The 21,522-nt window shown below is 64.9% G+C and carries 17 protein-coding genes; 3 read left to right on the forward strand and 14 right to left on the reverse strand.

The window, feature by feature from the left end; genetic code table 11:
* Nucleotides 1-4 precede the first annotated feature (4 nt).
* The 10 genes from DFR67_RS23910 to DFR67_RS23955 all read right to left on the reverse strand — a co-directional run bounded on the left by DFR67_RS23910 (nt 5) and on the right by DFR67_RS23955 (nt 12,176).
* Complete coding sequence (locus DFR67_RS23910) at nt 5-817, reverse strand: thymidylate synthase (RefSeq protein ID WP_110471988.1); 813 nt, start codon at nt 815-817, stop codon at nt 5-7.
* Nucleotides 818-916: 99 nt separating this feature from the next.
* Complete coding sequence (helR, locus tag DFR67_RS23915; RefSeq protein ID WP_245938122.1) at nt 917-3,067, reverse strand: RNA polymerase recycling motor ATPase HelR; 2,151 nt, start codon at nt 3,065-3,067, stop codon at nt 917-919.
* 78 nt (nt 3,068-3,145) lie between these two features.
* Nucleotides 3,146-3,592: a flavodoxin family protein gene (locus tag DFR67_RS23920; RefSeq protein ID WP_211325152.1), complete on the reverse strand. Its 447-nt coding sequence runs from the start codon at nt 3,590-3,592 to the stop codon at nt 3,146-3,148.
* 10 nt (nt 3,593-3,602) lie between these two features.
* On the reverse strand, nt 3,603-4,082 hold the full coding sequence (locus DFR67_RS23925; RefSeq protein WP_110471990.1) for a tetratricopeptide repeat protein: 480 nt from the start codon (nt 4,080-4,082) through the stop codon (nt 3,603-3,605).
* Between the two features lie 13 nt (nt 4,083-4,095).
* Nucleotides 4,096-4,848 carry a 4-hydroxy-tetrahydrodipicolinate reductase gene (gene dapB, locus DFR67_RS23930; RefSeq protein ID WP_245938123.1) on the reverse strand — a complete coding sequence of 251 codons (753 nt, stop codon included), beginning with the start codon at nt 4,846-4,848 and terminating at the stop codon, nt 4,096-4,098.
* A gap of 10 nt (nt 4,849-4,858) precedes the next feature.
* Nucleotides 4,859-6,358 carry an APC family permease gene (locus tag DFR67_RS23935; RefSeq protein ID WP_245938135.1) on the reverse strand — a complete coding sequence of 500 codons (1,500 nt, stop codon included), beginning with the start codon at nt 6,356-6,358 and terminating at the stop codon, nt 4,859-4,861.
* 114 nt (nt 6,359-6,472) lie between these two features.
* Nucleotides 6,473-7,645: an aromatic ring-hydroxylating oxygenase subunit alpha gene (locus DFR67_RS23940; RefSeq protein ID WP_110471993.1), complete on the reverse strand. Its 1,173-nt coding sequence runs from the start codon at nt 7,643-7,645 to the stop codon at nt 6,473-6,475.
* Entirely contained in the window at nt 7,642-8,784 is a 1,143-nt protein-coding gene (gene solA, locus DFR67_RS23945; RefSeq protein ID WP_110471994.1) for an N-methyl-L-tryptophan oxidase, read from the reverse strand. Before solA ends, DFR67_RS23940 begins: the two co-directional genes overlap by 4 nt.
* Nucleotides 8,781-11,252 carry a GcvT family protein gene (locus DFR67_RS23950; RefSeq protein ID WP_211325148.1) on the reverse strand — a complete coding sequence of 824 codons (2,472 nt, stop codon included), beginning with the start codon at nt 11,250-11,252 and terminating at the stop codon, nt 8,781-8,783. The genes solA and DFR67_RS23950 overlap by 4 nt, the downstream gene beginning before the upstream one ends.
* 144 nt (nt 11,253-11,396) lie before the next feature.
* Nucleotides 11,397-12,176: an IclR family transcriptional regulator gene (locus DFR67_RS23955; RefSeq protein ID WP_110471995.1), complete on the reverse strand. Its 780-nt coding sequence runs from the start codon at nt 12,174-12,176 to the stop codon at nt 11,397-11,399.
* Between the two features lie 194 nt (nt 12,177-12,370).
* On the opposite strand from DFR67_RS23955, the gene DFR67_RS23960 reads away from it, so the two are divergent.
* Both DFR67_RS23960 and DFR67_RS23965 read left to right on the forward strand, forming a co-directional pair.
* Nucleotides 12,371-12,721: a bifunctional 3-phenylpropionate/cinnamic acid dioxygenase ferredoxin subunit gene (locus DFR67_RS23960; RefSeq protein WP_110471996.1), complete on the forward strand. Its 351-nt coding sequence runs from the start codon at nt 12,371-12,373 to the stop codon at nt 12,719-12,721.
* Nucleotides 12,718-13,938 carry an NAD(P)/FAD-dependent oxidoreductase gene (locus DFR67_RS23965; RefSeq protein WP_110471997.1) on the forward strand — a complete coding sequence of 407 codons (1,221 nt, stop codon included), beginning with the start codon at nt 12,718-12,720 and terminating at the stop codon, nt 13,936-13,938. Before DFR67_RS23960 ends, DFR67_RS23965 begins: the two co-directional genes overlap by 4 nt.
* Here the strand turns inward: DFR67_RS23965 and DFR67_RS23970 are convergent.
* Nucleotides 13,894-14,382, reverse strand: coding sequence for an Lrp/AsnC family transcriptional regulator (locus tag DFR67_RS23970; RefSeq protein WP_110471998.1), 489 nt, complete (start codon nt 14,380-14,382; stop codon nt 13,894-13,896). The two genes, DFR67_RS23965 and DFR67_RS23970, sit on opposite strands and share 45 nt — an antisense overlap.
* Nucleotides 14,383-14,531: 149 nt before the next feature.
* On the opposite strand from DFR67_RS23970, the gene ald reads away from it, so the two are divergent.
* Nucleotides 14,532-15,644 (forward strand): alanine dehydrogenase, encoded by a 1,113-nt coding sequence (ald, locus tag DFR67_RS23975; protein ID WP_110471999.1) that lies wholly within the window; start codon nt 14,532-14,534, stop codon nt 15,642-15,644.
* A 75-nt stretch (nt 15,645-15,719) separates the two neighbouring features.
* Here the strand turns inward: ald and DFR67_RS23980 are convergent, their stop codons facing one another.
* The 3 genes from DFR67_RS23980 to DFR67_RS23990 are packed head-to-tail and all read right to left on the reverse strand — an operon-like array spanning nt 15,720 to nt 21,248.
* A complete protein-coding gene (locus DFR67_RS23980; RefSeq protein WP_425451333.1) occupies nt 15,720-17,573 on the reverse strand; it encodes a putative nucleotidyltransferase substrate binding domain-containing protein in 1,854 nt (617 codons plus the stop codon).
* Between the two features lie 55 nt (nt 17,574-17,628).
* Nucleotides 17,629-18,966, reverse strand: a complete 1,338-nt coding sequence (locus tag DFR67_RS23985; protein WP_211325153.1) for a M16 family metallopeptidase — start codon at nt 18,964-18,966, stop codon at nt 17,629-17,631.
* Nucleotides 18,963-21,248: a polyribonucleotide nucleotidyltransferase gene (locus DFR67_RS23990; protein ID WP_110472060.1), complete on the reverse strand. Its 2,286-nt coding sequence runs from the start codon at nt 21,246-21,248 to the stop codon at nt 18,963-18,965. Before DFR67_RS23990 ends, DFR67_RS23985 begins: the two co-directional genes overlap by 4 nt.
* Between the last annotated feature and the right edge of the window lie 274 nt (nt 21,249-21,522).

Here is a 21,522-nt window from a genome sequence, read left to right on the forward strand (position 1 = left end):
GATCCTAGACCGCCACCGGCGCCTTGATCCCCGGGTGGTAGCGGTAATCGAGCACCTCGATGTCGTCGAACTCGTAGTCGAAGATGGAATCACGCTGAGCCAGGGCCAGTTTCGGATATGGATACGGGTCGCGCGCCAGTTGGGTGGTGACCTGCTCCACGTGGTTGTCGTAGATGTGGCAGTCACCGCCGGTCCACACGAAATCCCCGACCTCGAGTCCCGCCTGAGCGGCCATCATGTGGGTCAGGAGCGCATAGGAGGCGATGTTGAACGGGACGCCGAGAAACAGGTCGGCGCTGCGTTGATACAACTGGCACGAGAGCTTGCCATCAGCGACGTAGAACTGGAAGAACGCGTGGCACGGGGGAAGCGCCATCTGCGGGATCTCCCCCACATTCCACGCGGACACGATGTTCCGACGTGAATCGGGATTGGTCTTGAGCAACTCGAGTGCAGCGCTGATCTGGTCGATGTGCTCACCCGACGGCGTCGGCCAGCTCCGCCATTGCACGCCGTAGACGGGACCGAGTTCGCCGTCGGGATCTGCCCACTCGTCCCAGATCGTCACGCCCTTGTCCTGGAGCCAGCGCACATTGGATTCCCCGCGAAGAAACCACAGCAATTCATAGACGATCGACTTCAGGTGCACCCGCTTCGTGGTGATCAGCGGAAACCCTTCGGACAGGTCGTACCGGAGTTGATGGCCGAATACGCTTCTGGTCCCGGTCCCGGTTCGGTCCGCTTTCGGAGTGCCCGTGTCCAGGACCAGCCGCAACAGGTCCTCATAGGGGGTCGGAATCTTCGCCGCATCCGTCACGCGGTCGAGTCTAATCCCTCGCACAAACCCAGCCCGTGCAGGCAAACCCAGGTGCCGCAGCAGCTGGTTTTGCCTGCACTACCTGGGTTTGTAGCACGGTCAGTCGCGGGCCAGGATAACCAGTCGCTGGGTCGCTCGCGTCATCGCTACGTAGCGGTCGACCGCACCCGCGACACCTTCCCCGAACGCACTCGGTTCGACGAGAACAACGAGATCGAACTCGAGGCCTTTCGCCAGTTGGGGAGTCAGCGACCGGACCCGTTCGGTACCCGCGAACGTGGGATCACCTATCACGCAGGCAGTCCCGTCAGGGTTCGACGACACCCAGGAATCAAGGATCGTACGAAGGTCTGTTGGCAGGCCGCGTTCGACCGGGTTCCCGCTGCTGCGGACCGACGTGGGCACATTGGCATCCGGGATCGCAGCCTTGATGACGGGCTCGGCACGGGCCATCACTTCTTCCGGGGTTCGGTAGTTGATCGTCAGTGTCGACAGCTCGATCCGGTCGAAGCCCACCCGCTCGAGGCGCTGTCGCCAGGACTCGGTGAATCCGCCTCTGGCCTGGGCGCGGTCGCCGACGATGGTGAAACTCCGGGACGGGCACCTGCAGAGCAACATCTGCCACTGCGCGTCGGAGAGTTCCTGCGCCTCGTCCACGACAATGTGCGCGAACGGCCCGGCAAGGAGATCCGGGTCAGGCATATGTACCACGTCCGGATCGAGCAGTGCCTGGCTCAGATCGTCGCCGCGCAGCATCGACATGACCATGAGCTCGGAATCGTCGGATGAGATCAGGTCGTCGACCACCGCGGACCGGCGCTCGTACTCCGCGTCCGCGGCGGCTGCGCGATTGCGCTCCCGGCGTGAGGCCCCCGGATCACCGAGCCGTGCTCGTGCGGCATCGAGGAAGGGCAGATCGGAGACCGTCCAGGCATACGGATCCGGGCGTTGCAGTGTCGCGACGTCGTCGGCGCTGAGCCAGGGGGCACACATGCGGAGATACGCGGGCACCGACCAGAGGTCGGCGACGAGGTCGGTCGCTTCGATAAGTGGCCACGCCCGATTCAGCGCGGCGCGCAGATCCTCGTTCTCCTGCAGAGACCTACGCATCTGCCGGACACCGACGGCGTCCTGTCCGTCGGACAGGATGGTGAGGAGTTCGGACCAGATCTCCTCGCGCGCTTCGTTGTGTGGGGTGCCCGGAGTCGGCGCCTCGAAGGCGACCGTCCAGTCTTCCGGGCGGAGCCAGACGTCCGACCAGTCGGTCTCGACGATCATGCCCTTGGTCGGCGGTTGTTCGTAGAACTTCACTGCCGCTTCGATTGCTCGCACGAGCTCGGCCGACGACTTCAGGCGTGTCACTTCCGGATCGAGTTCTCCTGCGGCGCGTGCGCCTTCTGCGACGAGGTCCCGCACGGTGCAGATCTGCACACCTTCTTCACCGAGGCTGGGTAGGACATCCGCCACGTAGGCCAGATAGGGCTGGTGCGGACCGACGAACAGCACCCCACCCTTCTGATGACCGAGGCGAGGATCCGAGTAGAGCAGGTAAGCCGTACGGTGCAACGCGACGACGGTCTTACCTGTGCCGGGCCCTCCGTCGACGACGAGTGCTCCTCGCGAACTCGCCCTGATGACGGCATCCTGATCCGCCGCGATGGTGCCGAGGACGTCCCGCATACGGGGCGAGTGGTTGGTGCCCAGGCTCGCGATGAACGCTGACTGGTCATCGAGCGCCGCCCGGTTCCGCAGTCCCGCCGACGTGAGAACTTCATCCCAGTAGTCGGTGACCCGCCCGCGCGTCCATCGGTATCGACGGCGGCTCGACAATCCCATGGGGTTCGCATGGGTCGCACCGAAGAAGGGCTCTGCGGCCGGCGACCGCCAATCGAGCAGCAACTGACGCCCATCACTGTCCGTCAGTCCGAGCCGCCCGACATATACCGGATCCCCGCCGTCGACCGGGATCATCCGACCGAGGCACAGGTCCACGCCGAACCGGCGCAGTGCGCGCAACCGAGCGCTCAATCGGTGAACTTCCATATCGCGGTCCATCGCCTCGCGGCCACTGCCGCCGGGCGACTTCCGTGTGGTGTCCAGCCGGCCGGCCAGGTCTGTGATCGTGCGGTAGAGGCTTCGGGAGATGGCCGTGAAGTGCTCTTCGTCGGCGGCGATCAGCGCGGGGTCAGCCTTGTCCGCGAGCCGGGGTGGAAGGTCGAAAACACTGGGGACGTGCACATTGTTGGCCACGGCGAGAGATTCTGCGCCCTCCCCCGGGTCTTGCCGCAAGCCCCGGGGTGCGCTATAAGTTGAAAGTGGAAAGACTCGCTACGCGAGTGTCGCGGCGAGAACCGCACCCAATTCATAACAAGCCTCGCGTGCTCGCCCGCTCAGCTCTGTGATCTCCAGCGGCGCGGCCGCCGCCTCCAATTCGAGTCCGGTCGCCAACTTCTGGATCGAAGTGATCGCGCCGGCGGTGTCGTTGTTCCCGTGTACCCACAGGCCATACGGTCGACCGGTCACGGACCCGAGGACCGGGTAGTACACGGTGTCGAAGAAGTGCTTGAGTGCACCGGACATGTAACCGAAATTGGCAGGTGTACCGAACAAGAAGCCGTCCGCGGAGAGCACATCCGGCACGGTGGCGGCCAGTGCCGCGATGGGTTTGACCCGGACCCCGGAGATCTCTGGGTCGGCGGCGCCTTCGAGTACCTTTTCGAGTAGCTCACGCGTCGGCGGTGAGGGCGTGTGGTGCACGACGAGCAATGTCGGCAGCGGCGCCTCGTCAGACATCGGAACCTGAGTCACGTTCCTGTGCCACAGCACGTTTCATCATCTCGCGGGCGCGTGACCGATCGCCGGCGTAGTCGTAGGCACGGGCGATCCGATAGGTCGCGCGCCAGTTCCCGGGGTCCGCTTCCCACTCTGCTTTGACCGTGGCGAACAGTTCGTCGGCGGCATCGCGCTCGATCCGGCCTGATGGTCTACGGGGCAGTTCAGAGACGTCGAGTTCCTGGCCCTCTTCGTCCATCCGCCGGGCCAGTCGCTGATGAGCCAATCCGGCGCGCAGCGTTGCGACCACCATCCAGACGCCGAGCAGGGGCAGGATCAGCACCCCGATCCCCAGGCCGATGCCGACCGGGTCGCCGCTGGTCAACAGATCGACCGCGCGGGAACCGAGCAGGACGAAGTAGAAACCCAGCACCAGCACGAGCACGCCGATCCCGATCACGATCGGTCGGGCATCTTTCGGTTTCTGGGTCATATGAAGGACTCGCTCACAGGTCCATCAATTCCTCGAGACCAACGGTGAGACCCGGCCGCGCGCCGATGTCGCGCACCCCCAAGAGCACTCCGGGAACAAACGACGTCCGGTCGATCGAGTCGTGACGGATGGTCAGGGTCTCGCCCTGGGTTCCGAACAGGACCTCCTGGTGGGCGACGAGCCCGGCCAACCGCACCGAGTGAACCCGCACGCCGTCGACCTCGGCGCCGCGGGCACCATCGAGCTCCGTGCTGGTGGCATCGGGACTCTTCGGCACGCCGGCAGCAGCTCGGGCTTCCCCGATCAGCCGAGCTGTTCGGTACGCGGTGCCCGACGGCGCGTCCGCCTTGTGCGGGTGATGGAGTTCGATCACCTCGACGGAATCGAAGAATTTGGCGGCCTGTTGGGCGAACCTCATGCTCAGCACTGCGCCGATCGCGAAGTTGGGCGCGATGAGGACACCGACACCGGGATGATCTGCCAGCCATCCACGGACGATGCCGAGTCGTTCGTCGTCGAACCCGGTGGTACCGACCACCGCATGAATGCCGTTTTCGACCAAGAACTTGAGGTTGTCCATCACCACATCGGGATGGGTGAAATCGACGACCACAGTGGTGCCGGACTCGATGAACCGCGAGAGCGGATCGCCCTGATCGACCCCAGCACTGAAGTCGAGGTCGTCGGCGGCCTCCACTGCCGCGACGATGGCCTGGCCCACTTTTCCGCCGGAACCGAGTACGCCTACTTTGATCTGGTCGCTCACCCCGCAGAGTCTAGTCAGCGGTCGGTGTCGCTCTCGACTCGGCTGCATGCGATTTGAGGACTCCCATACTTCGGCTACCCACGGTGAAGTACCAGAGGAGACCCACAGCAGCGATGATCCCGATGTAGATGAACGCGCCCCAGGCGTTGTACCAGCCGACGCCGTACACAGCTTCCCTCGGCCACGCCAGGTTCAGCGCCATCAGGAATCCCCAGACCACTGCGAAGAGGTTCACGATCAGCCCCCACCTGCCCATGGTGAAGAATCCGCCCTGCTTCAGATCAGGCGGCGGCCAGTTCCCCTTGAAACGCTGGATCAACAGCGGGCCGGTGACCAACAGGTAGGCAATGTAGATCATGATGATCGCGATCGAGGTGAGCACCGTGAAGATCTGCGGCTGATTGATGTTGATCACCAGGATCGCGATCGCCAGCACGCCGATCGTCACGGCAGGTACGACGGGCGTCTGGTACCTGGGATGCACCTTGGCCAAGGACTCTCCGAACGGCAGCGCATTGTCGCGGGCCATCGCGAAACTCATCCGGATGGCCGCCGTGTGCACCGCCAGGGTGCACACGAAGACCGCGATCACGATGCAGATCAGGAAGATCGTGCCGAGTGGACTGACCATCACCTGTTCGACCAGGTATTGCAGGCCGCCTGATTTTTCGGCCAGCAGTGGGTCGTTCAGGTCGGGCGCGGCAAGGATGGCGAAGACGAGAATCGCGCCGCCGATGACGAACGAGGCCAGGATTGCGCGCAGGATCGCCTTGGGCGCTGTCCTCCTCGGTTCATTGGTCTCCTCACCCAGTGAACTCGCGGTGTCGAAGCCGTACATCACGTAACCCGACGCCAGTGAGGCGATCAGGAATGCCCCCAGATAGCCGCCACTGACGCCGTCTCCGTACCCGTTCGTGGAGAAGAACACGTCGGGTCCACGTTCGATGTTGAACGCCAGGATGATCGCGATGAGCACTGCGGCGATCAATTCGATGAACACACCGGTGCTGTTGATCATCGACATCAACTTCACCCCGAAGGCATTGATGACAGTGGTGCAGATGACCAGGACCGTTCCGAGCAGGACTGCATTTTCCGGCGACGTGACGGACAGGTCGTCGCTCCCGATCACGCGGAAGCCGGGCCAGATCCGGGGCAGTGTCGAGTCGAGGGCGAGCACCACCGCTGCGATGGTGACGATGGAAGCCGTCAGCATCATCCACCCCGAGAACCAGCCGACGAACTTGCTGCCCAAGATCTTTGCCCAGTTGTAGACCGAGCCGGCGATCGGATACTTCGCCGCCAACTCCATGAAGCAGAGTGCGACCGCCAACTGGCCGACGAAGACGATCGGCCACGACCACAGATACGCGGCCCCGGCTGTGCCGAAGCCGAAGTAGAACAGCTGGAACGTTCCGGTGAGGATGGAGATATAGCTGACCCCTGCGGCGAAGCTCGCGAACTTGCCGATGCTGCGGTTGAGGCTCGGTTTGTAGCCGAAGTGCTCCATTCCGTCATCGGCGACGGCAGGTGCAGAACGTGGCGAGGGCGGGCCCTCTGGTTGCGTGGTGGTCATTGCCGCACGTCCTTCCGGTCGCCGAACCAGTGCACGGCGACGGGTCAACTATGCGGCCGGACCGGCAATCGCGCGCACCCAATCGTGAAATTCGGCGATATGGTGTTCGGCGGGAACGAGTGCGCCGCCACGTCGATAGGCGCGCGAACTCATACCCGGTTGCGTTCGCTCACACGCTTGGAAGTCCTGCAGATTCACGCGATGAAAAAGCTCGACCGATTTGTCCAGATCGGCGCCGGAGGCCAAAACGTCTGGGTGATATAGCCAATCACATTCCACGACTGTCTTGTCGACGGCCGTCGGGTACATCCGGTGGATGATGACGTGGTCGGGAACCAGGTTGATGAAGACCTGCGGGCGGACGGTGATCGCGTAGTACTTGCGATCCTGCGATTCCGACAATTCCGGCAAAACGCCCAATCCGGTTGAGCCGTCGATGGTGAAGCCGTCGATGCCCTCACCGAACGCCGCGCCATGGCCGACGTAGTACTGGGCAGCGAGTCCGTCGGCGAACTCGGGAAGCACCTCGGTCAGCTCGGGATGGATGGTGGCGCAGTGATAACACTCCATGAAGTTCTCGATGATCAGTTTCCAGTTCGACGCCACCTCATAGCGCTCTCGCCTGCCCAGTACCAGCTGATCGACCTCGTATCGCTCGATCGACTCCGCGTCGCCCAAACGCTCGGTCACAGCACCTTCGACGGACTCGGCGAACGAGGCTGGGTCGTCGGCCAAGCAGACCCACACGTACCCGAGCCACTCCTGTGTCGCGACGGCGATGAGACCGTATGCCGTACGGTCGATCTCCCCCAGGTCGGCGAGGTTGGGCGCTGCCACCAATGCGCCGTCGAGTCCGTAGGTCCACGCGTGGTAGGAGCACTGCAGGTTGCGGCGCACCTGCCCCTCGGATTCGGTACACACCAATGCCCCGCGATGACGGCAGCTGTTGAGGAAGGCACGCAATCGGCCATCGCGACCGCGTACGATCATCACACTTTCCCGCCCCACCATCACCGTCTTGAAACTGCCGGTGTTCGGCAGGTCGGCGGCGAGCACCGCACAGAACCACATCTGCTCGAAGATGGTCGCCTGTTCGGCGGCAAAGTAATTCGGATCGGTGTACGCCTGCCCTCCCAGGGTCGGCAGCAGCGCGCGGTCACCGGAGGCCGCCACCGCCGTACCCGAGTCGTGTTGATCCTGTTGAGATCCCGAAATCGTCATACGTCGGCCAGCCTGTTCGGGTCGAAGAGGTCGATGGGATGGTCGGTGACGCCATCGATTGCGAGATCCGCGAGAATCTCGCCCACCACCGGGACGAACTTGAACCCGTGTCCGGAGAATCCGCAGGCGACGGTGACATTGCGGTGACCGGGGTGCCGTGCGATGACGAAGTTCTCATCAGGGGTGGTCGAGTACATGCAGGTCGCGGTATCCAATACCGACCCTGTCAATCCGGGCAGCAACCGACCCACCCGTTCGACCATCGCCTCGATCTCGTGTCGATGCACCGTTCGGTCGATTGTCTCCGGCGTGCAATCCTCGCCTTTGCGGAAGAATGCGACCTTGGCACCCCCGCCGGGTCCATCGATGGGCGGGAACCCGTAGATCTGTTCGAACCCGTCCGTCTCGTGAATGTAGATCGGGCCCCCGTCCATCGGCGCCGATTCCGCCACGGGAGCGATCCAATACATCACCTGCCGCTCGATTCGGATGGGAATTCCTATGTCAGCGAGCAGCTTCGGCGCCCAGGCACCGGGGCACACCACCAACTGGGCGGCACGATACGTCCCCGCCTCCGTGGTCACGAGTACACCGTCGCCGGTGTCCGACCACAACGTGACCGGTTCGCCGAAGTGCAGTTCGGCGCCGGCCTGCTGCGCGAGGCCGATGTGCGCCTGCACGGTGGACTCGGGGCGGGCGAAGCCGGCCATGCGTTCATACACAGCCATGTGTCCTGGAGCCGGGTCGAAGGCAGGAAAGCGCCGATGCACCTCACGGTCGGTCAGCACCTCGTGTGCCAGACCCCACTGCTCCGAGGCCCGGCGGGAGCCCGAGAATGTCATGGACTCCTCGGGTCCCATGAAGAGGCCGCCGGTGATCGAGTAGACATCGATTTCGCTGTCCTGCTTCAGCTTCTCCCACAGTTCGTATGAGCGGAGGAGCAGCGGAACATAAGCTGGATCCTCGAAATACGACTGCCTGATGATGCGGGATCCGCCGTGGCTGGAACCCTGATCATGGGCCGGGGTGAATCGCTCGAGACCCAAGACTCGCGCGCCACGGGACGCCAGGTGGTAGGCAGCCGCGGATCCCATCCCGCCGAGGCCCAGCACGATGACGTCATAGGTCGTGTTGTTCAACCGTTCACTCCGATCAGTCCTTTGACCCGATCGCCTGCCGGATCGACGAGCACCGGTTCTGAGACGACGAAGGCGAGGGGGCGCCCGAAGTACTCGATGCTCACCCGGTCGCCGACGTCGATCCCCGGTGCCACCTTGGCGTACGCGACGGTTCTTCCGACCGTGGGCGAGAACGCGGCCGAGGTGACGTGACCGACCACTGCACCGTCCAGGAGAACGGGCTCGCCACCGAGGACGATGGCATCCGGGTCGAGGGCCACCACCGTCTGTAACCGACACCGGATCGGACGTTGCGCGAGGGCTTCCCGACCGAGAAACGCGTGCTTGCGGCCGACTGCGAATCCTATTCCCGCCTCGTCCGGGGTCATCTCGGCACTCATGTCATGTCCCCATGAGCGATAACCCTTTTCGATGCGGAGCACGTCGAGGGCACTACGTCCGGCCAGGACGGCACCGACCGGCTCCCCGGCCTCCGCGAGGCGGTCCCACAAGCGAAGTCCGTCGGCGTTGTCGGCGTATATCTCCCATCCCAGCTCCCCTACGTACGAGATGCGCATCAGGGTGACGGCAACACCGGCGATGGTGGCCTGGGCAGCCTTGTAGTAGCCGAGCGTGTTGTCGCGCAATTCGATCGAGCACAACGGTGCCACCAGATCCCGGGATCGCGGCCCCCAGACACCGATGCAGCAGGTCGACGCCGTGATGTCGGTGATCGTGACCTCTTCCGAGCCGCGGCGCCGACCCAACCAGTCGATGTCCATCGGGCCGTTGATCCCGAGTTGGAAATGATCATCCCCCAACCGCGCGACGGTCACGTCGCTGCGTACGCCACCGCGGTCGTCGAGCAATAGCGCGTAGACCACGGTTCCGACCGGGCGATCGACGGTGCGGGTCAGCAGTCCACTGAGGAAGGTCGCCGCGTCCGGTCCCCTCACCTCGATCCTCATGAGCGAAGTCATGTCGAACAACCCCACGCGCGCCCTGGTTGCCGCGGCTTCCGCGAGAACTGTCGGTGACCAATGCCGTTGCGCCCAGGCGTCGGCCGGGTAGGGCTGTCGAGCATCGACGAGGTTGGCGTTCGACTCGTACCAGGCGGGTCGTTCCCACTGCCGACCTACATGGAAGACGGCGCCGGCAGCAACCTGGCGGGCATGGAAAGGGCTGACGGCGACGCCGCGTTGTACCGAGCGCGGTTCCCGTGGATGAATGATGTCGTACACCTCCACAAACGCTTGCGCGCTCGTGTCCGCCACATAATCGGGCTGCACCTGCGCGTCGGTGAACCGGGCGAGGTCGCAGCCGTGCACGTCGACGTCGGGGGTGCCGTGGGTGATCCACTGCGCCATGGTCTTCGCCACTCCCGCCGAGTGGGTGACCCACACCGCCTCGGCGACCCAGAAGCCCTCGAGGCCGGGATGTTCGCCCATCATCGGTCCGCCGTCGGGGGTGAAAGAAAAGATGCCGTTGAAGCCGTCGACGACTTCGGCGGAGGCGACGCCCGGCAAGATGCGCACGGTCTCTGCCCACGCCGGGTCGAAATCCTTTGCGGTGAAGGGCAACATCGATGGCATGGATTCGGCGGCGGTGGCCTCGTAGAGCCGGTCCATGTCGACCGGCATCGGTCGGTGGCCGTAATAGCCGATGCCGATCTGATCACCGTGCTGACGGTAGTAGAGATCTGCATCCTGATGCCGCAGTATCGGCAGCGTGGCGTCGGCGTGGCCCCGGCCGGCGTCCGGATAGGCCGCAAGTGACTCCACGACAGAGGTTTTCGCATACTGGTGACCCATCGGTACCAGGGGTACCACCAGACCGACGAGGTCGCCGAGTTGCGCTCCCCAGAACCCGGCACAGGATACGACGACGTCAGCGTCGAAGACACGGTCGGCCGTCCTGACCCCCGTCACCGAACCGCCGCGTTGCAGTACCTCGACGACCACCTGATCACCGACGAAGACCGCGCCACGGTCGATGGCACGATTCATCTGCGCGGTGATCGCCGCGGGAGCTCCGGCCAGCCCATCGGTCGGCGTGTGCAGACCACCGAGGATCACTGTGGGATCGAGCAAGGGGTGCAGAGCGGCACACTCGTCGGGTGAGATCAGTTCGGCAGGAATCCCAGCCGCCTTGGCCCAACCTTCTTTGCGGGCCAGCTCGGCCAGACGCTGGGGCGTGGTCGCGACCTCCAGACCCCCGACGGCGTTGTACGACAAGCCACCCGGCTGGTTGAGTGATCCGAACTTCTTTGCGGTGTATTGCGCGAAGCCGGACATCGTCCGGGAGACGTTGGTCTGGAACACGAGTCCGGGCGCATGCGAACTCGAGCCTCCTGTCATCGCTGTCGTCCCGGGCACCAGAGGCCCGCGGTCGAGGACTGTCACGTCGCAGTGGCCCAGTGCCGTCAGCTCGTCGGCAAGAGACGAACCGACCACTCCTGCGCCGATGATGAGGTATCGCGGTTGTCCCACCAGAAGTCTCCCAATCTTGCTGACCATCGAAGCAGGACCACTTGTTGCGCTATATGCAACACGTTGTTCCCTACGCAACAAATGGTGAGCCCGGGTGTGCCCCGGTGTCAAGCCGACAAGCTCGAACCGAGACCGAGACCTCGATCAACCGGGAAAGCCGATCCGCCGGCTGACCTCGAGCGCCGCTTCCCTGACCCGGGGAGCCAGCAGCTCCATGGCGTCCGGTGTCAGACGGAAACTCGGGCCCGAAATACTGAGCGCAGCAACAACATCCCGCGTGTGATCACGCACCGGTGCGGCAATCGCGTTGAGGCCCTCCTCGAGTTCCTCCACCGCAGCCGACCAACCTCGTGCAGCGATGACGAGCAGTTCGTCGCGCAAGGCGTCTCGTCCGACGATCGTCCGATCGGTGAAACGCTCGAGCGTTTCGTCAAGCGCAACTCCGAGTTCCGAATCGGTCAGCGCGGACAGCAACACTTTTCCGCTGGAGGTGGCATGGGCAGGCGAACTCTGCCCTACCCACGTGCGCAGGGCAATACCCGAGGGGCCGCTGGATTCGGTGATATTGATGGCGCGGTCGCCCTCGAGAATTGCCAGGTTCACCGTCTCGCCCACTTCTGCCGCCAGCGGCTCGCAGACGTCACGGCTTTCTTTCCCGAGGTCCCGGGTCGCCATCGTCGCTCCGGCGAGTCGTACCAGCGTGAACCCGAGCCGGTACTTCCCCCGGTCGGCCAATTGCTCGACGAAGCCCCTGGCCTCGAGGACGGAAACCAATCGGGACACCGTCGACTTGTGGACACCCAGGGTGTCGGCGATGTCGGAGACTCCGCCCTGCCCCTCCCGGGCCAGGATCTCGAGGACCTGGAGCGCGCGGTCGACCGACTGGATCGACGCGGGTCGGGTTTCGTTCTCGGCATCAGTCATCACCGTTCACCCTAATCGGACGCCTGTAGCCCCCCACGACGACCCGTTCCGCACCCATGCGCACGGGTAATGCAAAACACGCGCCCCGGCGCTTGACGACGGAGCCCATGGCTGCCAATCTGTTGCGCATGACGATTTTTGTTGCAACCTACGCAACTTGTCATCGCAGATAACCCTGACTTCGCGAGGCCGCCATGACTCTTCTCCCCCAGCAAGACCTCACCCACTTCCTGGTCGCGACCACCGACGCCCTCCCCGCGGGTGAGGTCATACGGGTGACACCGCCGGGCCGGGCACCCATCGCGGTGTTCCACACCAGCGACGGCGTATTCGCCATCGACGACACCTGCACCCATCAAGACACCTCCCTCGCCGACGGTTGGGTCGAGGACTGCGCTGTGGAGTGCCCTCTTCACGAGGCCTGTTTCGACCTGAGGACGGGGATGCCGTCCGGCCCACCCGCCAAGCTGCCGGTCCGCACGCATCAGACCGTCGTCGACGGCGGGAGCATCTATCTGCGTCTGAGCAGGCCCGACGCCGCATGAGTGGTGAGGGCGTACCACCACCTCTTGCCGCATCGGTCGCGATCGTCGGGGCTTCGCTGGCCGGCTTGTCCACCGCGCGCGAACTCAGGACGCTCGGCCACACCGGACCGGTCACCTTGATCGGCGCCGAGAACCACTACGCGTACGATCGCCCTCCACTGTCGAAAAGCATTCTGCAACAGACTGAGTCGACCGAATCGCTGATGCTCGCCGATTCCGATGACCAGAGCGCTTTCACCTGGCGGCTCGGCGCCCGGGCCGCCGGCCTCCGCCACACAGACACCGGACACGAGGTCGAACTCGCAGACGGAGGCACGGTGGAAGCCCACGCCGTGATCGCAGCCACCGGTGCCCGCGCACGCACCCTGATCGGAGCGGACCTTGCCGGGGTGCACACGCTACGGACCCTGGACGACGCCGCCGCACTGGCAGAGTCCTTGCGCCACGGCACGAATGTCGTGGTCATCGGCGCCGGATTCATCGGATGCGAAGTGGCGTCCAGCTCGGTTGCCCTGGGCAAGAACGTGACCATAGTCGAGGCATCGACGACGCCCGGCGCTGCGATTCTGGGGCCGGAACTGGCGGCCCGCCTACATCGCAGGCACGCCGCGCACGGCGTGCGTCTGCTCACCGGCGCCGCGATCGACACCATCAACGGATCCGAACGCGTCGAATCGGTGACCCTCGCGGATGGCAGCGAGTTGCCCGCCGACGTGGTAGTCATCGGGATCGGCGCCGTTCCGAACACCGAATGGCTGACGGCGTCCGGCGTGGCCCTCGACGCCGGGATCTTGACGGACGCCGACTGCGCCACCGCGGTGGCCGGGGTCTACGCGGTGGGCGACTGCGCCCGTGTCCACGATCCCAAGACCGGGCTGCACCTGCGCCAAGAACACTGGTCGGGCGCACTCGACCACTCGCGTCGTGCAGCTCGCCGACTGCTCGGCCTGCCTGCGCCGAAAACTGTCGCCCCATACTTCTGGTCGGATCAGTACGGCGCCAGACTGCAGGTCAGCGGCGCAGTACCGACTGGCACGGCTCCCGTCTACCTCGACGGCGGACCGGATACGGACTCCTTCGTCGCGACGTTCGGCGCAGACCCCGAACCCTCGGCAGTGGTGGCATTGGACGGTGGACGTCTGTTCACGCGGCTGCGCAAAGAACTCGACCGTTCAGAAGACCGGCGCCGAGCCGCGCAGATGGTCGAACACCAATGACGTCGTGGTTCCCGACACCTCGGGCCGAGAGTTGAGCATCTCGACGAATTGACGCAGGCTCTCGGTGTCCGCGGTGGCGACGTGCAGTAGGTAGTCGTCGGCGCCCGCCAGGAAGAACACGTCGATCACGTCGTCCTTCTGACCGATCTCTGCGACGAAGCGGCGGATCTGCCCACGCGCATCGGATTGCAGGGTGACCGCCACCATCGCCCGCAGGGGCCTGCCCACCGCGGCCGGATCGATGTCGGCGAAAAATCCGCGCACGACGCCGAGCTCGATCAGTCGGCGGATCCGACCGTGGCACGTCGACGCTGCGATTCCCACCTCGGCAGCCAGTGCGCTGTTCGACGCACGGGCGTCGGCCTGGAGCAGGGTCAACAGGCGTCGGTCGATGTCGTCGAGGCCCGGCGTCCGGGCCCGAATATTATTCGGCTCGAGTGCCATGACGGCGCCTTTCCATGAAGAATTCTCCCCAATACTACGACTGCGGAGAATTATATTCAGATGTATTGCGGCTTTCCCGACGTTTGTTCACGCTGGAACACACACCGAGCCCGTCCAGTCGAGGCCCGTCCAGTCAAGGAGAGTCAGCCATGCGCGTCGGCATCCCACGCGAGATCAAGAACAACGAGTACCGCGTTGCGATCACCCCGGCAGGGGTCGCCGAACTCACGCGGCGTGGCCACGACGTGGTCATCGAGCACGAGGCCGGCACCGGTTCGGCGATCGCCGACACCGATTTCAAAGAGGCCGGTGCGCAGATCCTGGGCACCGCTCATGAGGTGTGGGAGCAGGCCGACCTACTGCTCAAGGTCAAAGAGCCGATCGCACCCGAGTACCAGCTCATGCGTGAGGGTCAGACCATCTTCACCTACCTCCACCTCGCTGCCAGCCGGCCCTGCACCGACGCGTTGCTGACCTCGGGTACGACCGCCATCGCCTACGAAACCGTTCAGGCCGCCGATGGGTCGTTGCCGTTGCTCGCCCCGATGAGCGAGGTCGCCGGACGCCTGGCACCCCAGGTGGGTGCGTATCACCTCATGCGTTCAGCAGGCGGCCGCGGCGTGCTCATGGGCGGCGTCCCCGGCACCGCACCCGCCGAGGTCGTGGTGATCGGAGGCGGCGTCAGCGGCGTCAACGCCGCCACCATCGCAGTCGGTATGGGCGCCGAAGTCACCGTGTTCGATCTCGACATCAGTAAACTCCGCGCCATCGATGCACGCTGGGGCGGGCGCGTCCACACCCGCTACAGCACCAAACTCGACCTCGACGAGGCCATCAAGAAAGCCGATCTCGTGATCGGCGCCGTGCTGGTCCCCGGCGCCAAGGCACCGGTCCTGGTCCCGAACTCCCTGGTGGCACAGATGAAGCCGGGATCGGTTCTCGTCGACATCGCCATAGACCAGGGTGGTTGCTTCGAGGACTCGCGGCCCACCACCCATGACGATCCGACCTTCATGGTCCACGACTCGGTCTTCTACTGTGTCGCCAATATGCCCGGTTCCGTTGCCCGTACCTCGACGATGGCGCTCACGGGCGCGACGTTGCCCCATGTGCTGCGCCTCGCCGATCTCGATTGGGTCGATGCCCTGCGCCGCGACCCCGCCCTGGCCAAGGGACTGAGCACCCACCAGGGGGAACTGCTGTGCCCGCACGTCTCCGAGGCCCTGGACATCCCGCTTGGAACTTCACCACTGACGGCCTGACCCGATCGTGGTGGGTTCTGGCGACCGTTCGCGCAGCTCGGCGGCGCCACAACCCACCAAAATCGGGTCGCCCGGTCACGTGTCCGGCTCGGCCCACTCCTTGACCGACAGATAGTGCGACATGTTCTCCATGCGTCGCTGAACCGCAGAAACCTCCCGGACAGCCTGGCCGACGAGGCTGCGGTCCAGCGGCGAAAGACGTTGCATGGTCAGCACATCTGTTGCGACCTCACCACGGTCGACCTGCGCCACCTGGTAGGTGAGTCGAATCTTCTGCAGTACCTCGAACACCTCGATGAGCGTGTGCGCGTTGTCGTCGGTCAACATCGGACTGCCCGCCGCCGCCGCGAGTCGCGCGCGGGTGCCCAACTCCGGGCTCTGCACACTGAGCGCAGCCCACCTGGCGATGTTGATGACGGGGATGAGTGCGTGACCCTTGATGTCGAACGTCCCCCCGCGCCGCGACAGGACGTCGCGCATCGAACGGACTTTTGCGCGATACGACAGGGATTCGGCGAGCAGTAGCCGCATGGTGCCAGGGTGTTTGCGCAGTTCGCCGAAGACTTCCGACACCGCCGTCGCGCCCGGGTCACCCCAGATGGGCCTACCGTCGAGCAGTAGCGACGCGAGGATCATGCCCTTGTTGTCCAGTGGCGACACCAGCCACTGCTGTGCGGCCTCCCGCCACTGCCCGTGCGTTCGCGCGAACAACGGCATGGCAGCGGTGGCGCCGTTCCTGTCGCCGGCCAGCCCGCATCCACGCAGCACCTCACCCACCTCCCCGAAGGCGGCGCGATACCGGGCCATCTCGTCGGGACTCGACACCGATTCGTCGAACGACACCGCACTGTCCACGTCTGAACTGAGCACCGGCTCGCGCCGCGCGTTGCTTCCGAGCGACAACCAGGTCAACGCGGCCGGATCCAGCTCGGGATGCTCGGCCAGCACCATTTCCAGCGCGCGGCGCACCACGGCGTCGGTGACCACCGAGAGCACTGCAGTCACCTCGAACGACGGCCGCCCGCGACGCAGCAGATCTGCCACGAGGTAACGCATCCGCCGCCCCCGCTCCTGCAGCGTCTCGATCGAATCCGACCGGGAGATCTGTTCGCGCAGAGTCACGCTGACGCCGGCCGGGGCGTTGACGAAGTCACCTGGCAACACCACACCCTTGAGCCGACCGCCCGGGTCCACCACGGGAACGCACGTCAGATCCTGTTCCAGGATGTCGACGAGGACATCGGAGGCAGGTGCACTGGTGGCGGCGGTGATCGCCGGGAACGTCATCACCTGCTCGACCGGCTGTTGCAGGTCACCGCCCGCTGCGACCACTCGGGCCCTGATGTCCCGGTCGGTGAGCACCCCGAAACGGCCGTCCGCGCAGGGGATCACGATGTAGCCACTGTGGTGTTCGGAGATCTTCTGGGCGGCCTGTTGCACCGTCATGTCGCCGCGACCGACGACCGGTGCCGTACGGATCAATTCGTCGACGGTGCCGTAGTCGTTGATCGACAACGAATCGGTGCGTTGCGCCACGGTCAACTTGCGGGCCAAGAACTCCGCACCCGCCAGCGAGGAGAACACCGGACGGACGATCGGGCCCGGGATCCGGCAGGCCTGGACCGGCCCGGCGGCGATGGCAAGCGGTCCGATGGACGATCCGGTCAGCATCGCAGAATAGCCGAAAACGCCTCCGGGGCCGAGGATCTCGTCGGGACCGTCAGGCTTGTGATCCGGCGAGTTCCACAGCTCGACCTGTCCGGCGACCACCACGGCCAGTTCTTCGACCTGATCGGTGAACCCGTCCATGATCTGGCTGCCGGACGCATGATCCTCCAGGCGAGACGCCGCAGCGATCCGCGCGAGCTCGTCTGCAGCCAGCGAATCGAAAGGTGGGTACCCGGACAGGAACTCTGCGATCGACACCATCCGCTCATCGTGCCAGCTCATCGTCGCGAGAGCGCGGTCACCGAGACGTCGGTGGTCAGTTCACGAGTGACGTCAGCGACTTGGGCAGTTGCCTGCGGCTGCGATACGGTCCGACCACCGCTGCCCCGAACGGACGCGAGAGCAACTCTCGCGCCACCCGATGGGTGTCGGCGACCGAGACCCGATCGATCTTGCGCAGGGTCTGTTCGACCGACATCTGTTTGCCGTAGTTGATCTCGCCGCGCCCGTTACGGTGCATCCGCGACTGCGAGTCCTCGAGACCGAGCACCATCGCGCCGCGCAAAGATCCTTTTGCGCGCGCGAGTTCCTCTTCGGTGATGCCGTCTGCCGCCACCTGGGTCAAGATCTCATCGATCACGACAACGACCTCGGACAAGTGGTCGGGCGAACAACCGGCATAGACCGAGAAAGCCCCGATGTCGGCGAAGGAGTCAACCGAGGAGTACACCGAATACGCGAGCCCTCGGATTTCCCTCACCTCCTGGAACAGCCGCGAACTCAATCCCCCGCCCAGCGCGGTGTTCAGTACCGAGAGCGCCCAGCGGTCGGGATCACCGCGGCCGGGCCCACGGACGCCGAGGAGCAGATGCGCCTGCTCGGTGTCCCGATACGAGACCTCGAGCGCCGGCCTGCCGCCGATGGCCTTGGCTCCCACCCGGACCGGTGCCGGGGGCACCTTTCCCGAGAGATGACCGGCGAACGTGGTCCGGACGGCGGCGAGGACCGATGCATGGTCGACGTTGCCTGCCACGGAGAGCACCATCTTGTCGGGTGTGTACCGGCGCTGGTGGAACGAACGGATCTGTCCCCGGCTCATGCCCGTGACCGACTCGATCGAACCGATCACCGGCCTGCCGATGGGGTGATCGCCGTACATGGCTGTCATGAACAGGTCGGCGAGCAGATCTTCCGGGTCGTCGTCCCGCATCGAGATCTCTTCGAGAACCACTGCCCGCTCGATGTCGACGTCGTCCGAACGACACTGCCCACGCAGGACCACGTCACCGACGATGTCGATGGCGGTAGCGAGGTGCTCGTCGAGCACATGCGCGTAGTAGCAGGTTTGCTCTTTGCCGGTGAACGCGTTGAGTTCGCCGCCGATCGCGTCGATCTGCTGCGCGGTACTCGCCGCCGACCGCGTCGGTGTCGATTTGAACAACAGATGCTCGAGAAAGTGCGCCGCGCCCGCGACCGAGGGTTTTTCGTCACGTGAGCCGACCGCGACCCACAGCCCGACAGACGCCGACCGCACGCCCGGCAGATACTCGGTCACCACACGCAGCCCACCGGGCAGTACGGATCTCCGTACTGCCCGGTGGGTGTTCGGCGGCGCGGAACGCTGCGCCTCCGTCAAACCGACTGTGTTACTCAGGCCTGCGCCTCGGTAGCAACCGCGTCAGCAGGCGCATCGGCGTCTGCGTCGTCGTCGACCGGGACGAGGCTGATCTTGCCGCGATCGTCGATGTCGGCGATCTCGACACGAAGCTTCTCGCCGACGTTGACCACGTCTTCGACCTTGCCGATCCGCTTACCCTTACCGAGCTTCGAGATGTGCACCAGACCGTCGCGGCCCGGGAGCAGCGACACGAACGCACCGAACGTGGTCGTCTTGACGACGGTTCCGAGGAATCGCTCGCCGACCTTGGGCAACTGCGGGTTGGCGATGGCGTTGATCATGTCGATCGCGGCCTGGGCAGACGGACCATCCGTGGCACCGACGAACACGGTGCCGTCGTCCTCGATGGAGATGTTCGCACCGGTCTGCTCGGTGATCGAGTTGATCATCTTGCCCTTGGGCCCGATGACCTCACCGATCTTGTCGACAGGGACCTTGACCGTGGTCACGCGCGGCGCGTAGGGGCTCATCTCGTCGGGCTCGTCGATGGCCTCGGCCATGACCTCGAGGATCGTGATCCGCGCATCCTTTGCCTGCGAGAGCGCAGAGGCGAGCACCGGCGACGGGATTCCGTCGAGCTTGGTGTCGAGCTGCAGCGCGGTCACGAAGTCCTTGGTGCCTGCGACCTTGAAGTCCATGTCGCCGAACGCATCCTCGGCGCCGAGGATGTCGGTGAGCGCCACGTAACGGGTCTGGCCGTCGATCTCGTCGGACACCAGACCCATGGCGATACCGGCGACCGGAGCCTTGAGCGGCACCCCGGCGTTCAGCAGCGACATCGTCGACGCACAGACAGAGCCCATGGAGGTCGAGCCGTTCGAGCTCAAGGCCTCGGACACCTGACGAATCGCGTACGGGAACTCTTCCACGCTCGGCAGCACCGGCATCAGAGCGCGCTCGGCAAGTGCGCCGTGCCCGATCTCGCGACGCTTCGGCGAACCGACGCGGCCGGTCTCACCGGTCGAATACGGCGGGAAGTTGTAGTGATGCATGTAGCGCTTGCTGGTCTCGGGTCCGAGCGAGTCGATCTGCTGGGCCATCTTGACCATGTCGAGGGTGGTGACGCCCATGATCTGGGTTTCGCCACGCTCGAACAGCGAACTGCCGTGTGCACGCGGGATCACGGCGACCTCCGCGGACAGCGAGCGGATGTCGGTGACACCGCGACCGTCGATCCGGAAGTGATCGGTCAGGATCCGCTGGCGGACGAGCTTCTTGGTCAACGAGCGATAAGCCCCGCCGATCTCCTTCTCGCGGCCCTCGAACTGATCGCCGAGCTGGGCGAGGATCTCGGCCTTGAGCTCGTCGGTCTTGTCGTCGCGGTCCTTCTTGCCCGAGATCGTCAGGATCTCGGAGAGCTTGGCCGCACCGGCGGTCTCGACCGCGGCGAAGACATCGTCTCCGTACGGAGGGAACAACGGGAAGTCGCCGGTCGGCTTCGAGGCCTCGGCGGCGAGCTTCTGTTGTGCCTCACAGAGGCGGGCGATGAACGGCTTGGCGGCTTCCAGTCCCTCGGCGACGATCGCCTCGGTCGGAGCCTGGGCGCCGCCTGCGATGAGCTCGATCACGTTGTCGGTGGCCTCGGCCTCGACCATCATGATCGCGACATCGGCGGTGTCGCCTTCACCGGAGACGATGCGGCCCGCGACGACCATGTCGAAGACGGCGCCTTCGAGCTGCTCGACGGTCGGGAATGCGACCCACTGGCCGGCCTTGTTCTCCTCGGTCGGGATCAGTGCGACGCGGACGCCACCGACCGGGCCCGAGAACGGGAGGCCGGCGATCTGGGTGGACGCGGAGGCGGCGTTGATGGCCACCACGTCGTACAGGTCCTTGGGATCGAGGCTCAGGATCGTGACGACGACCTGGATCTCGTTACGCAGACCGTCGACGAAGGACGGGCGCAGCGGCCGGTCGATCAGACGGCAGGTGAGGATCGCGTCGGTGGAGGGACGGCCTTCGCGGCGGAAGAAAGATCCGGGGATGCGGCCTGCGGCATACATCCGCTCTTCGACGTCCACGGTCAGTGGAAAGAAGTCGAAGTGGTCTTTCGGGTGCTTGCCGGCGCTGGTGGCCGAAAGCAGCATGGTTTCTTCGTCGAGATAGGCGACGACCGCACCGGCGGCCTGCTGAGCGAGACGCCCGGTCTCGAAACGGATGGTGCGGGTTCCGAAACTGCCGTTGTCGATGATGGCGGTCGCTTCGGTGATCTCGTCGTCGTACTCCACAGCGTCGGTGGTGGTGGTGACGTCGGTCATGTGTTGGGGTTTCCTCTCGTCGTACGGCAGGTCCGACCTGCGTACGGTCTGTGACTCGCGGGCAAACACACGCGAGCAGGCCCTGAGCCAGGGAAGAGGTTTGTCGGCGCCGAGGGTGACGGCCATCGATCGAAGCCGCCGGACGCGGAGGTCCGCGTTCCGGGAGCCACTACCGAAGACCGCTCACCAGTGCGGGCGCACGGACGAACATTCTTCCTTGCACAAAAGCCACGCCGAGGGTATCACTCGATACCCTCGGCGCTTGCAATGTTGT

It is taken from the genome of Williamsia limnetica (assembly GCF_003217475.1).
Lineage (GTDB): Bacteria > Actinomycetota > Actinomycetes > Mycobacteriales > Mycobacteriaceae > Williamsia > Williamsia limnetica.

What these genes read in the sequence shown, in the direction of transcription:
- DFR67_RS23965 (WP_110471997.1), top strand. Translation starts at nt 12,718, where the DNA reads ATGAGTGGTGAGGGCGTACCACCACCTCTTGCCGCATCGGTCGCGATC.
- DFR67_RS23960 (WP_110471996.1), top strand. Translation starts at nt 12,371, where the DNA reads ATGACTCTTCTCCCCCAGCAAGACCTCACCCACTTCCTGGTCGCGACC.
- DFR67_RS23955 (WP_110471995.1), bottom strand. Translation starts at nt 12,176, where the DNA reads ATGACTGATGCCGAGAACGAAACCCGACCCGCGTCGATCCAGTCGGTC.
- DFR67_RS23980 (WP_425451333.1), bottom strand. Translation starts at nt 17,573, where the DNA reads ATGGTGTCGATCGCAGAGTTCCTGTCCGGGTACCCACCTTTCGATTCG.
- DFR67_RS23935 (WP_245938135.1), bottom strand. Translation starts at nt 6,358, where the DNA reads ATGGAGCACTTCGGCTACAAACCGAGCCTCAACCGCAGCATCGGCAAG.
- DFR67_RS23925 (WP_110471990.1), bottom strand. Translation starts at nt 4,082, where the DNA reads ATGACCCAGAAACCGAAAGATGCCCGACCGATCGTGATCGGGATCGGC.
- ald (WP_110471999.1), top strand. Translation starts at nt 14,532, where the DNA reads ATGCGCGTCGGCATCCCACGCGAGATCAAGAACAACGAGTACCGCGTT.
- DFR67_RS23940 (WP_110471993.1), bottom strand. Translation starts at nt 7,645, where the DNA reads ATGACGATTTCGGGATCTCAACAGGATCAACACGACTCGGGTACGGCG.
- DFR67_RS23970 (WP_110471998.1), bottom strand. Translation starts at nt 14,382, where the DNA reads ATGGCACTCGAGCCGAATAATATTCGGGCCCGGACGCCGGGCCTCGAC.
- DFR67_RS23990 (WP_110472060.1), bottom strand. Translation starts at nt 21,248, where the DNA reads ATGACCGACGTCACCACCACCACCGACGCTGTGGAGTACGACGACGAG.